This is a genomic window from Anaerovibrio lipolyticus LB2005, from assembly GCF_000621545.1.
Lineage (GTDB): Bacteria > Bacillota > Negativicutes > Selenomonadales > Selenomonadaceae > Anaerovibrio > Anaerovibrio lipolyticus_A.
On sequence record NZ_JHYA01000001.1, the window covers coordinates 1 to 13,342 of the forward strand.

Consider the following 13,342-nt stretch of genomic DNA (forward strand, 5'->3'; position numbering starts at 1 on the left):
GCTCTCAACGTGCGACGAGGAAGTTCAAACGATGAAAAGTTGCCTGTCATCGTAGTTCAGTTGCAACGAACATGGCAATTATTTCTAGTCACTCAATAGTTGAGTATCTTCACCCATTAACATTTTTTCAAAGCTACCGTATATAAATTCTTCTTTTATACGTCTCTTAACTTCCTGATCTGAAATTATTAGCATGATGGTACCTAGCATACCTCCCCAGTCAATTTCACGTAAGGCTTTTGGATTTTTAGTTAAGTACATCTCTACTAATTTATAAATAGTATGACTTCCTGTAGCAATGACATTAGAATACTCCAATATTTTCATGGTCTTTACACTATGAAGTTCTCTATCACGAACAGCTACTGAATCACATGTTAACATGTGAAGCGTACTTATAAACACGTTAATCAGTGCCTGAATTTTCATAGACGTAGTCGCTTTTATTATGTCACCAAAATTTATATACTTTGTTAGCTCCTCTGCTTGTTTATTACTTAGAATTAGATTTGCTCCAGGAATTTCAATTCCGCACGTAGTAAATGTATCAGTCGCAATATGGATAATTTGCTTAATCAATGCAGCTGCCAAAACCTTAGGATCGTCACAAATTCTATCTGCGACCCTAGACAACATCACAGAACTGGAACCGATATCGGTAATTACTGGGTTTTTCCCATTAGCATCATATCCAACATGACATGTAATTGGTAAAGAAAAAAATTCGTGAGACCTACATGTAATTGTATTAGTAATAATGTTTGATGTACCAATAACAAGCCCAATTAGTGGATCGTGCCCCAAAGTTGCAAATCTATGATTTGCTCCTTTAAAAAATCCATAATTCACATTTGCATATTTCGTGGCATCGTAAGGTACACCCTTTGTTGTTATAATATGATCCATAGAAGCAAAATAAGGCGTATTATTTCCGTATCCATCAAAAACGCCCAAAACATTCTTCTGTTTTTCATGTAGCCATTTTTCTATTTGGTTCTCTGATCCAGCTTTTTCTATCTTTGTTAATTTATTAATAAGAATGATTCTTGCAAGCTGAAGTGCTGTAGCAAAAAACAAAAAACCAAAATCAGAAAAATTTAGTGATGTCTTTTTGCTAAATTCATCATCTAAATCAGCCATAATGCTGTTTGTATTTACCACAACATCATGAGCTCGTATAATTTCTTTTGTATTTTTTTGTGTTCGTTGTTCTAAATCATTTATTTGTCTGTCTGCATTCTTGAATAATTCTTCAAAATCATTCATGACTTACCTCGCAAGCATATTCTCGTAATAGCTCTTCTTTTGCATTAGTTTAGTTATGAGTTTCATCGCTTTCTCAAAAGATTCATCAGATGTCTTTTTAAACTCTAAAAGATTTGCTATAACTTTATCTATTTTCTCTTGCTCTAATTTTATTTTTTTCTCAAAAATATCTTTTGTTTTATTGAAACCATATTGAATTGCTTCTTTATAATCCGGGAGAATCTCTTTTGGTATTGGACCCAGACCCAGTATCAACTCCCTAGCTATCGCTTTACTTATATCATTCGCTATTAACGAACCAGAGAAAATATTTCCATTTTCCAATACCATTCCGTTTTTTTCACGATATCTTTTCTCTAGTTCATCTATTTCATTATTTAACTTTTCATACATTATTTTAATTTGTTTTTTCTTTGATTCGTAGTCCTTCTTCTCATCAGATACTATTTTTTCAAGCATCTTATTATGAGAAACTAAATCATCAAAAATAGGCTCGTATATTTTACTTGCTATAGTAGCACCTTTTCTTTGGGCCTCATATCTTTCATCCTCAGAAATAATACCAATTCCATGCATCCTTGCAACTTGTGCAAATGTATTCCCTAGCAATCCCATAAGTTATTCCCCCCGATATGTTTGAATAAAACTATACCATTTAATATAATAACGCAAAAAACGCCTAAGCAAAATCTTTTTTTGCCCAAGCGTTTTTCAATAGCTATTCATTACTACATTCCAAATATTTGTCTATTTCACAGGCCTCACTAATTACGAATGATACTATTCTCGGATTCGATTCCATTTTACCCACAATTCGATAATCCTTCGAATCGGATAAACCGTTCAAGGCCATTATATCATGTACATATTTCTTACTACAAATAAATGCCATTAAACCGTGCTGCCCCTTTATAACACGAAATGACATAGGGTGCTTGTCTTTACATGCACCAAGTGCAATTTTATCCCTTTTAGGGGTCTGAAATAAGCATACATAATCAGGACTGCCAAGATATTCTATCACCTTACTGTGGACATAGATTATTTCATGCGGTGCCATTACTGTAATACACGGATTCTTTAATACCATTATGCATCATCTCCTGCTGTATTATTGAACAAACTATTATCCATCGGTTGGTCACTGTAATCTGAAAATTCTTCAAACTTACTTGCTTCTCTGGCCTGCAAGTAATCACTGTAAGATAAACCAATGCGCTTCTTATACTTGTCTGGATAATACTGGATAGATTTCTTCTTTTCTTTTATCTCTCCGGTTTCTTCATCAATTACTTCCTCCACGGATGATACATACATCAAGGCATCTTCCAACTCGAAAACCAGCATCAACCCCTTGGAAGACATTCGTATTTCCCCCATCACCTTATATCTGCATTCCTCATTCCAGTCCATAAAATCGAAGACCTTTTTCATCAATTCAGCATTTCTGATATCTTTTACTACCAACTTTCCATCATCTTTTTTCTTTCCCCAGCATACAGACGAAGCCTCCTCTTCCTTGCAAGGAACAACACCTATTTTCTTTTTCCCTTGATGAACAATAGGCAACACTTGGCTTATTCCAGCAAATAGTCTCAAACATGCTACATTGAAATGAAATTTATCTGTCTTGAGAGTAATTGCGGGCTTATTTACCATAGAGAACTGAATTCTGGGTGGCACTTCATACCCTTCTAGTTCCTCATACAATAATTCCTGATTATTCTCCATCCTGGCTTCAACGAATTGTTGCAGCAATTCATATTCCTTTTGGCTCATATGAAAACTCTTTGTATTTTGCTTATCCATTCTGTTCCTCCCCCACAATTACATTGAAGCCACAAGAGCATTCAATTCTTCAGCTATTTTCTTACGATCAGGTAACTGCCCAATTAATGGATTTGTTACCTGATTTCCTTCTGCCTCTATATCTTCACGAGTTATATCTGATAGTGTTCTACTACGCTTTTCACGGTCTTTCATACTTACACCTATAGACCTAACCTCAGCATCGTAGATATCAATATACTTAACACCTTTATCTGATGTTACGTCTTTCGTATCCGGTATAACCAATGGATCATCTAAAAAGAAGAACATTATTTTCTTACCCTTGCGTTCCTTTGTTATTCCACGAAACCTGAAACTATATGATTTCTTCCATCCCATATTTTCATATACAATAGACGAAAACACCCTTGAAGCCATTGTTCCGATTATTTTTCCATCCTCATGCTGCCATATTATTGATGTACTACTACTTTCCGCTCCTTCCCTGACAATAAGCATCTGTAAAAGCGGATTATATCCTATTTCTATGTATTTGCAGTTATCTAACCTATCATGGCAAGTCTTGTTAAACTTAATGTTTTTAGTGCTCATCGTCAGAGTTGGAGTACGGCAGGTAATAAAGCCCGCGCCATAAGGAACCTGATAACCATGGAAATCTATTCTGGAAACCTTGCTATGCTCAAATCCGGCTATTATACCATTATTCTCCATAACAGAATCTAATTCATCCACGCCATATACGTCTTTACATATAGAGTTGAGGACATCTCTGTTAATCCCTTTCCATGAGGGATTAATGGAAATAAAGCCCTTCAACGCTCCTTTAGGAATAATCTTGATATCTGTAACTCCATTTCTCGTAGAACCTATGCTGCTGCAAACCAATGCGGCAGCTTTTGCTATTTCAGGACTTACAATAGCTTCATGATGATTTTCAACGTAAGCAGAGCACCGTTCTCCGTCATTTGCTTTGTTAATACCAAGTTTATAGTCCGTTACAATAGTTTTTCTGGCCTCCAGGTCTCCCCATCTTCGCTCATTAAACAATACCGCTCTTACCATATTGGAATTCCATGTTGTTTTCCCCTGTAAGGTAGGCCGGTTCTTTTGGGTAAGGAACTCTGCAATAGCTGATGAACCCATGCCCAAGACATAAGCAAGGAATATGAATTTTACAGTTTTTGCTTCCTCCGGCTCTATGTTCAGCTTGCCATCTTTTGTATGCCGATACCCCAACAAATCTGCCACGGGATATTGTCCTGTCATAATTCTTTGATCATAAGACAAAATCATGCGTCTGCTTTTATTGGCTGACTCCCAATCTGCAAGCAGGGCATGTATTCCCAGTGCCTGATCACCATCCGGATTAAGGGTATATATATTTTCAGTTTCAAAGTACACTCCAACGGGATGGGATGGATTAAATGACTTTAATCTAGCCACCTGGTCAAGGCAATCAGATATGTTTCTGGCAAACCTTGATACGCTGGCACAGATTATCATGTCCATCTCCTGATTTTTTGCATCTGTAAGCATCTGCCTAAATGCGTCCCTATGCCGTATAGAGGTCCCGGATTTCCCCTCATCACTATAGATATTCTGTAATTTCCAGTTCGGATTTTCTGCTATCTTTTTTTCATAGTACAGAGTCTGGTTTTCTATTGAAGAAACCTGTTCCTCACTTGATGTACTTACTCTTGCGTAAACTGCTACTCTTTTGGGTTCATCATCATCAATACTAGGGGCCGGCTTTGCAGGTCTGAAATTCTTGCGTGCCTCTTCGTAATTTCGACCAGCTTCCTGTATCCTGTTCCGGATATCAGTCTTACGTTGTTCCTGCCCCACATGGCGTTCCTGCCAATTAGTATTTGTTTTATCCTCAGACATATATACACCCGCTATCATTTAATTTTATCCATGGCCTTTTCCAACTTGCCAAGCCATGTTTTATATTCATCCTTTTTTATATTGACGTACTGAACAGCAGTATTACGCAGTAAAGTGCGTTGATTTTCCGAATTGAGTAATGTATCAATTCTCCTGTCATTATCATCTGTTTTGATATCAACTCTATACTCGAGCTCAAACAAGTAATTTAACAAAAAGAACAGTTCCTCAGTATTGGCAGCAAGATATGCCCTTGTTTGAACACATATAACGTCTATCTGGCCCATGCTGCAGTCGCGCAGTAAATGGACCATTTCAGGCCGTCTATATATGTTCTTATTGCCGGTTATGTCAATGTAAATCCCCTGTACGCTTATATTCTCGTCATTGGCATAACGCTCTACAAAATATCTGCTAGTTACCTCAATTACCTTATCTTTGGATTTTTCCCATAGTTTAGCCAGCTTAACATATCCGGCAGCTCTCAGTTTTGACAATTATACCCTCTCCACCAGCGATTATTTCCAATACCATTGATTATTAGCCCTATATGATTCAATGCCCAAAAGGCTCTTTACTTCATTCACTGTTCGCATACCAATACCTTTTTCCGAAAAAAATGATGCAACCTCACTGGCTTTTATAGGTCCTTTTCTAAGAAGTTGAATAAGGTTCTTTGCTACATCATCCCTCTTTGATATTTTCTTTTTCTTTTTTTCATATAATTCTCGTATTTCTCCATCATCATTAATCTGCCCCACCCATTTAAAACCGTGGGATGAGCCAATTTCAAATCCTATTGTTTTGCCTAATGGCGCCAAACTGCTTTTAACATGCTGTACACATCTTATATTCTTTAGACTTTTGTGTTTACTAACGTATAAAACACTTCTTGCTGAAGCAATAAAATCTATGCTCCCCATGCTTCGGTACAAATCTTTGGCATGTTCCTTCTTCGTCATATGCCCCACAAGTATTACGGCACATTTTTGTTTATTAGCCCAATTGTTAATAGATTTCATCACTTGCCTAATGCTCCCTACGTTAAACATAGAGGCATCGTCACCGATATAGGCTTGAATAGGATCTATAACTACCAGTCTTGCTCCAAATGATTCCACTGCCTGTCGTAATCTATCATCACTAATTTTTAATGGGGACTCCTGCTCAGAAATAAATGCGACTTTTCTACAATCCGCTCCATATCGTTCCAGACGAGGCTTTATTGTATCCTCAATGCCATCTTCTGAACACTGATATATTGTTTTTACCGGAAACGGCAGCTTATTTCCGGATGGCATATATCCACTGGTAGATAATGTTGATATTAAGTTCACAATCATTGTTGACTTTCCATCACCCGGATCACCTTGAAGAAGAGTGATTTTCCCATAGGGGATATATGGATACCATAGCCATTCTACAGGTTGACTTTTTACTTCGCTATAGAGCGTATATTCAGTTTCGTCCATACTATCTATCACTTCCTTCCGTAAAAAATTATATCTGCAATATTGCAGAATGTCGTCTACCCACTGGTTAGATTTTTCTGAAAAAAATCTCCCCTGTGGTATTATTTTTTGCCTTTTTTTCACTAAGAATGCATAAAACGTGGGGAGAGAAAATATTGCAGTCTTTTCATCCTTAGTTGATTATTTCATTGCGTAGAGTTAATATACCAATGCCTATGCAGGGCTCTATAACTGGAGGTTTATATGAAAGATATAGGCAATAAAATCAGGCAATATCGCAAAGAAAACAATCTAAGCCAGGAAGCGCTTGCTGAGAAAGTCGATGTAAATAAAAACTTTATTTACAAGTTGGAATCTGATCAAAAATCATTATCCCTGCAACTAGCTATCAAAATGGCAAATGCCCTTAATATCTCATTAGATGAATTATTTGCTGATGAGTTAACACACGAACACACCAATTATTTTTCTCTATTTGAGGATTGTAGCTATGCAGAAAAAGAGATTTTAATAAAGATTCTTCAAGAAATCAAAACTGTACTACATGGCTACACAATAAAGTAATATAAAAAAAGAGACCTGCGTAGGCTACAGCAGCACCCGCATCAGGGTGCTCGCTCTGGTCTACGCAGGCTTTCTTATAGGATAAAATCCTAAATTTCAATTTCTACCATTTGCCCATGTTTAAAAACAATCTCTATCTTGTCTTCATAAATAATAATGTCTCTAATAAGTTTTCTTGTTAAACTGTCATCATATTCCTTAATTCCATCAGATTGGCTATCAAGAAAATCCCTGATCCAAGAAAGCAGCTCCCCTTCCTGCTTACAGTCCACATCCGTTTTAATCATCCTGCTACGCTCTTCTTTCAGATTATCAATTTTCTCCAATAAAGCACCACAAGCATTACCGCTCTTTACTGCATCCACGACCTGCTGCTCCAAATCTTTGATTCGCAGGTCCAGGGTGCCTGTCAAACTGTTTCCCTTGGTACCTACTACCTTCAAGATATTTGCCTTAACCGATTCCATAATGTCCTGTCTTTTTTCAATAAGGCTATTTATTGCCTTAACCACTGCGTCCTCTACGATTCTATTATCAATACTTTTAAGGTCGCATACGTCTACACCGTTATCCATTCTATTGCGGCAACGCCACATAATCTTTTTCCCACCGATGTACCAATGAACTCGGTTCATTACAGCTCCGCAATTTCCACACTTACATACATTGGAAAGTCCGTGCTTTGCACTATACGATCGTTTCATTTTTTTCATTTCAGCACGTCGCTGTATCTCTTCCTGAACCCTTGAAAAAACAGCTCTGCTGATAATTGGCTCGTGATGGTCCTCAATATAATACTGCACTTCCCGACCATCATTAGGTATTCTGGTCTTATTCAGCACATCAACTGTTATTGTCTTTTGGAGCATGGCATCCCCCACATACTTTTCATTGGTAAGAATCTGACGAATATTGGAAGTTCCCCACTTTTTTCTTCCAGCCCCATTCTTTATACCATCCCGTTCAAGGCCAGCCTTTATCTGGTCCATGCTACTTCCGTCCAGATATTCCCTATAAATCCGTTTTACAATCTCTGCCTGTTCAGGATCTACAACAAGGTTCCCTTCCTCATCTTTGGTATAACCAAGGAACCAATTATGGTTAATGGAAATCTTACCTCTTTGATAGCGGAACTTCAGCCCCATTTTTACATTTTTGCTTAAAGACTCACTCTCCTGCTGTGCCAAGGAAGCCATGATGGTTATCATGATTTCTCCCTGGCTATCAAAGGTACGGATATTTTCTTTCTCAAACCTTATCTCCACCCCTTTTTCTTTGAGCATTCTAATGTACTTTAGGCAATCAACGGTGTTTCTGGCAAATCGGCTGATGGATTTTGTGATGATGAGGTCAATATTGCCTGACATGCAGGATTCTATCATCTTATTGAACCCTTCACGCTTTTTGGTATTTGTACCTGAAATACCATCATCCGTAAATATACCTGCCAGCTCCCACTGGGGCTCTTTGTTAATGAGGTCTGTGTAATATCTGACCTGCTCATCGTAGCTTGTTGCCTGTTCCTCAGAATCCGTTGATACACGGCAGTATGCAGCCACTCTTTTCTTTGGCATTTCTTTAAAGGCTATTGGTGGAATATCCCCATGCAATGGCCTTGTTGCTGGTATTGTTGTTATTCTTGCCATCATTACACCTCTTTAATTTGGCTATATAGATATTCTACCCTTCGGAAAGGATCTTCTATATCGCATTCTGTTGACTCTAATACAAAATCAATCCCTATGCATGTTTCCCTAACCTTATGCTTCTTATTAAGCCGCCCCAATCTGGCAGCCCTCACATATTTTTCCTGTTGGGCCTTGGCAAACACCTCATCAGAAATAAGTCTAGGATATATACCTTCGCCAATATAGGCCCTGTTTGTGAGAATCCTGCCAATACTGCAATGCCATGAGCTAATGCCAACAGCTTCTCCGACACAGTGCAATCCATATCCTTGAAGATAAAGCTCATACATTCTTATGACCTTGGGGCCATCAACCGGATCTATTACCAGTTCCCCATTTTTGATGCAGTAACCAAATGGTATGTGTGAAATCATGCTCTCACCAGCCTTTCCCTTAATCTTAGTCCGCATTTCAGCTCAAATATGATTTCCTTTTTGGATAGCACAACTACCCTGTCTACTATTGCTGTAAAAATGTTATCTGAAAACTCTTTCTGTACACCTTTCTTATCACATATGCCGATAAGTTCCCTAAGTGCTGTTTTACGGTCCACTTTACTTCTAATGTTTTCACCCACGCGAATCTTATCCCTGGCTTTACTTATTTTTATCAGCTCTGGTAATATTACCGAACTGCTGAGATTATGTTTTGCCTGCATCTCAAGAAGTAACGCCTCTTGGGAATTCAGTCTATCCAGTTCAGATTCATTGTTCTCGCAGTGCGGAATCTCAGTGTTACTCAAGTCACTAAGCATTGTTTTTAAAACCCTGTTCTTGATACATATCAGCTTATTTACCATGGTACAGAATGCGTCCTTCAAGGCTGCCTCTTTTATTGCCTTCATAGAGCACTTTGATTTATCCCTTATGTGCTCCGGGCAGGCCAGCAACGGATACTTAATGTCTCCAGTATGCTGGATTTTATGTCTGAGTACACTATTACATTCTCCGCAACATACTTTGCCGGAAAAAGCATATCTTTTCTTATACTTGGTAGGGGCTTCTTTTGCCTCTTCCCGCAGTTCGGCGAGTTTCTGCAGTCTATCAAATACTTCCTGGGAAATAATTGCATCGTGATGCTTCTCACAGTAATATGCATCCACATTATTTTTGTTCTTGTGGCGTTTCCCGTCACTGCCAATATAGGTGGACTGGAAGATTATATTTCCAGTATAAAAAATGTTGTTCTGTATCCTTTTTACTGTGGATGCGTCCCACTTTTTTCCTCTTGGGGATGGTATTGAAAGCTCATTTAACTTTTTTGCAATGGCATAACCTCCCAGTCCATCAAGTCCACATGTAAAGATTTTCTTCACTATTTCCGCCTTTTCATTATCCAATTTAATGACACCTTCTTCATATATGTAGCCGTAAGGCGGTGAAACCATCTTGTAAGTTCCATCCTGGAATCGTTTCTGAATTCCCCACTTTATATTCTCTGATAACGACTTTGATTCATTTTCAGCCAATGCACTTACAACTGACATATAGAGCTCTGCATCCATATCCTTTGTATTGATATTATCCTGCTCAAATTTTACATATATGCCTTTTACAGCAAGTGTCCTGACTGTTTCAAGACAATCCAATGTATTTCTGGCAAATCTGCTGATTGACTTTGTGAGGATAAAATCTATCTTTCCTGCTATGGCATCACTAACCAACTGCTTAAAACCATCACGTCTGTTTATGGAGCGTCCGCTGATACCATCATCAGAATACACTCCTACAAAGGACCATTCCGGGTGTGCCCTAATGTACTCCTCATAGTGCTTCTTTTGGTTATCCAGGCTGGCCAACTGATCAGCGTCTGAGGTAGAAACTCTACAGTATGCAGCAACCTTCAGTTTATTCTCAGGTCTTTTATCAATAATTTTTATTGTAGGCATTGGAACCACCTCCCTTCATCAGCATGAGATATTACCTCTGTAAATCAGTTGTATCAAGTGATTTAGGCAACAAGTCCACTGAAATTATAGGAAAGGAGTCTTTATTTAACTCAGTTATTTCCTTATACTGTGGAACTGAAATTAGGCCTTTATCTAGCAGTCCTTTAGTGAGCTTTGAAGCCAAGAGCCAACCAACCTCTATATAAAATTCATCCTCGGTAAACGGTATAGCTTCAATATGAGTACAAGCTGTGTTCTCATCCATAATCAAAAACACCTCCTGATTATCACTGGAGGTTCATTCCATTTTTGAGCATAAAAAATTACCGGGTTTAAAACCCGGATATTTGCTTTATCCCACTATAAGGAGTATACTTGCTATTGTTTACTCAATATTCACAAAGGATTTTTTATGTATACCTATCTAAAACCAGTAGAGACCAAAAACGAGTTATTAACCCATACCAAAATTGTAGATATGGTACGCGATAAATACGACATATGCTCAAGGCAAAATAGTAAATCCAGCGCACCCAAAGGACTAATTTCCGACCTGCTATACATATTCAACGATGAAGCTAATCGAGTATTTTACACATGCTATGATTCATTCAACAATAACATCAAGCGCATATTTACAGGGATAGACAGCGTAGAAGCAGTATTTGACAAGATTGATACTCTCCTAAATGAAAATTCTGCCATATATGTGAGAACAAAAACTAAGGACCACCTTCTTACCCATGCTGAAGTTCTAATCACCCCTGAAATGCGGAAAACTTCCCCAATAATCGACATATACGATTTAGTATAAAAAGAAGCCATCGAAGCATCATTGCAACGATGGCTATTTTAATACACGACAACTTTGTATCATTTGTTCTGAGCCCTTACTCTGCTTGGCCTCAGAGTCCCATTTACATTACCTAATTGTAGCACCAAAAGCGGCAAGGCCAGCTGCCGCCCATCACTCCTGGTAGTGATGCCGATTAAGCAGAGAGGTAGTTCCCAGGCGCCAAGACTGCTTAATAGCCTGTTCCGGTTCAGGTGATATGTATATTGTAGCAGATATTTAGTTTTAAGTTAATAAAGGTTTTTAGGATTTAATGTAGAATTGTATAAAGCAATATAGAAAGGCGAGGTGATCGTATGGCTTTTGATCCTGGTTTAAACATAGGAGATGTATTGAATAATGCTGATATTGTCGAGAAGTTTAAGTGTAGCAATCAGAGCGGTATGCGTCGGTCAAAAACGACTAATACTTTGGTGCTAGTATCTGATTATACGAAGGGCATTTATCACGATAAGTGGATCGGTGGAGTGCTGCACTATACAGGAATGGGGAAAAACGGAGATCAGGATATTAATTATGGTCAAAATGCCACACTTGCTAGATGTGATCATAATGGTGTTGATGTACACCTTTTTGAGGTTATCGATGAAGGTGAATACATTTATTGTGGAAGAGTAAAACTTGTAGATAAGCCATATAATGAGATCCAGACAGGGGAAGATGGTAATCCAAGAAAAGTATGGATGTTTCCTATTAGACCAGTTCCCGATAACGACGTAAAGAAACCTCCAATGTTCGTATTTGAGGATATGGAGGATTTCAAGAATAGAGGCAAAGACGTAGAGACTCGATATAGTAAGTATCTTGCTGATAAGAAGAAGAACGGAGGTAAGATTGCTTTTGTTCAGCCTGTTCCTCTAAAACCACAACCTAAACCGCCGGTGATCATACCAGCAGATATTGTTGGGAAGAAGGTCAGTCATAAATCTTTTGGAACAGGAGTTATTACAGGTACGGAAGTAGGAACTATTGTTGTCAATTTTGATAAGGTTGGCGAGAAGAAAATGGGATATGAAATTTGTGTGAAGAATAAGCTCCTGCAATTTCTATAGAAAAACTGGTGTAGGAGCACGTGAACACTAATTATTTTCATAGATATCATAGGGAGAGAGTTGCTTTATGGCTAGTTGAGAACAACTGCTGGGCATAGTAACAGACTTCCGATAAAATGCCCTTATCATAAAAAAATCCCCCGGAAACAGCATCGTTGCTTTCGGGGGATTTGGCATTTTTATATGGTAATTAAGTTGATTTATCAGTGATGTGAATATGGGGTACCGGAAATCAGAGATTATTCTGTGGGACGTAAAATCCAATCTCTCCTATACCATACATCATTATTACTAGTATTTCCCCTTCTTTTGGCACATCTTAGGAATCGGGCAAGGAAAAATCAAGAAGGAATTACTGCAACTGTCCCATCTTCACTGACTGCGCGACAACAATCCGAATATACTTCAATAAATGCATATCCCCCATGAAGAGCTATTCCTCTGGCCTTCTCCAATCCATCGGGAAGTGGCTGTCCCGCTTTATAGTGCTCAATAATTCCGCCTATTATGTCCAAAGTATGTACTTCATAAGGCTTTCCTAAATAGCATTTGGAAACATACCCAAGCAAAATCCCCGACATTTCCAGTTCCGGGAATTCCAGACTGATTTTATTGATAATCTCATCAACTTTACTCTGGTTCATTACATGCCCACCCGCATCAAGCTCATGGATGGCCTCAATATATTGCTTGCTACGTTTTTTGCGGAGCAAGCGATCCAAGCGAATCTTTTCCGCCTCACTTTGAATACGTTGTGTATTAGGTTGCAGCATTTGATTCAAATTAGTCTCTGACTTGTTCTTTTCTTGGACACGCAACATAGGCCTCGGCATATCAATCCCTCCGATGTTTTTTTATTCGGCCGTTTACAAAAGTCTTTT

The 13,342-nt window shown here is 38.3% G+C and carries 14 protein-coding genes; 2 read left to right on the forward strand and 12 right to left on the reverse strand.

Annotation, left to right across the window (positions count from 1 at the left end):
• Positions 1-84: 84 nt before the first annotated feature.
• The 7 genes from T355_RS0100005 to T355_RS0100035 all read right to left on the reverse strand — a co-directional run bounded on the left by T355_RS0100005 (position 85) and on the right by T355_RS0100035 (position 6,416).
• Positions 85-1,266, reverse strand: a complete 1,182-nt coding sequence (locus T355_RS0100005) for a hypothetical protein (RefSeq protein WP_027395947.1) — start codon at positions 1,264-1,266, stop codon at positions 85-87.
• Positions 1,267-1,269: 3 nt separating this feature from the next.
• The gene (locus T355_RS0100010; protein WP_027395948.1) at positions 1,270-1,881 is read right to left on the reverse strand and encodes a hypothetical protein; all 612 of its coding nucleotides are present in this window, start codon (positions 1,879-1,881) and stop codon (positions 1,270-1,272) included.
• Between the two features lie 103 nt (positions 1,882-1,984).
• Positions 1,985-2,356 (reverse strand): hypothetical protein, encoded by a 372-nt coding sequence (locus tag T355_RS0100015; RefSeq protein ID WP_027395949.1) that lies wholly within the window; start codon positions 2,354-2,356, stop codon positions 1,985-1,987.
• On the reverse strand, positions 2,356-3,075 hold the full coding sequence (locus T355_RS0100020) for a hypothetical protein (protein ID WP_027395950.1): 720 nt from the start codon (positions 3,073-3,075) through the stop codon (positions 2,356-2,358). The genes T355_RS0100015 and T355_RS0100020 overlap by 1 nt, the downstream gene beginning before the upstream one ends.
• An 18-nt stretch (positions 3,076-3,093) precedes the next feature.
• Complete coding sequence (locus tag T355_RS14535; protein ID WP_197019533.1) at positions 3,094-4,944, reverse strand: recombinase family protein; 1,851 nt, start codon at positions 4,942-4,944, stop codon at positions 3,094-3,096.
• 14 nt (positions 4,945-4,958) lie between these two features.
• The gene (locus tag T355_RS0100030) at positions 4,959-5,441 is read right to left on the reverse strand and encodes a recombinase family protein (RefSeq protein ID WP_027395951.1); all 483 of its coding nucleotides are present in this window, start codon (positions 5,439-5,441) and stop codon (positions 4,959-4,961) included.
• 21 nt (positions 5,442-5,462) lie between these two features.
• A complete protein-coding gene (locus tag T355_RS0100035) occupies positions 5,463-6,416 on the reverse strand; it encodes an AAA family ATPase (RefSeq protein ID WP_027395952.1) in 954 nt (317 codons plus the stop codon).
• Positions 6,417-6,659: 243 nt separating this feature from the next.
• On the opposite strand from T355_RS0100035, the gene T355_RS0100040 reads away from it, so the two are divergent.
• The gene (locus T355_RS0100040) at positions 6,660-6,980 is read left to right on the forward strand and encodes a helix-turn-helix domain-containing protein (RefSeq protein WP_027395953.1); all 321 of its coding nucleotides are present in this window, start codon (positions 6,660-6,662) and stop codon (positions 6,978-6,980) included.
• A gap of 89 nt (positions 6,981-7,069) precedes the next feature.
• Here the strand turns inward: T355_RS0100040 and T355_RS0100045 are convergent, their stop codons facing one another.
• From T355_RS0100045 to T355_RS0100060, 4 genes are read right to left on the reverse strand one after another with little or no spacing between them, the layout of a single operon-like run.
• Entirely contained in the window at positions 7,070-8,629 is a 1,560-nt protein-coding gene (locus T355_RS0100045) for a recombinase family protein (protein ID WP_027395954.1), read from the reverse strand.
• Positions 8,629-9,042, reverse strand: coding sequence for a hypothetical protein (locus tag T355_RS0100050; RefSeq protein ID WP_027395955.1), 414 nt, complete (start codon positions 9,040-9,042; stop codon positions 8,629-8,631). The genes T355_RS0100045 and T355_RS0100050 overlap by 1 nt, the downstream gene beginning before the upstream one ends.
• Positions 9,039-10,556 (reverse strand): recombinase family protein, encoded by a 1,518-nt coding sequence (locus T355_RS0100055; protein ID WP_027395956.1) that lies wholly within the window; start codon positions 10,554-10,556, stop codon positions 9,039-9,041. The genes T355_RS0100050 and T355_RS0100055 overlap by 4 nt, the downstream gene beginning before the upstream one ends.
• Positions 10,557-10,587: 31 nt before the next feature.
• On the reverse strand, positions 10,588-10,821 hold the full coding sequence (locus tag T355_RS0100060) for an SHOCT domain-containing protein (protein ID WP_037329597.1): 234 nt from the start codon (positions 10,819-10,821) through the stop codon (positions 10,588-10,590).
• An 884-nt stretch (positions 10,822-11,705) separates the two neighbouring features.
• On the opposite strand from T355_RS0100060, the gene T355_RS0100070 reads away from it, so the two are divergent.
• Positions 11,706-12,461, forward strand: a complete 756-nt coding sequence (locus tag T355_RS0100070; RefSeq protein WP_027395959.1) for a hypothetical protein — start codon at positions 11,706-11,708, stop codon at positions 12,459-12,461.
• A gap of 341 nt (positions 12,462-12,802) precedes the next feature.
• Here the strand turns inward: T355_RS0100070 and T355_RS0100075 are convergent, their stop codons facing one another.
• Positions 12,803-13,294 carry a hypothetical protein gene (locus T355_RS0100075; RefSeq protein WP_027395960.1) on the reverse strand — a complete coding sequence of 164 codons (492 nt, stop codon included), beginning with the start codon at positions 13,292-13,294 and terminating at the stop codon, positions 12,803-12,805.
• Between the last annotated feature and the right edge of the window lie 48 nt (positions 13,295-13,342).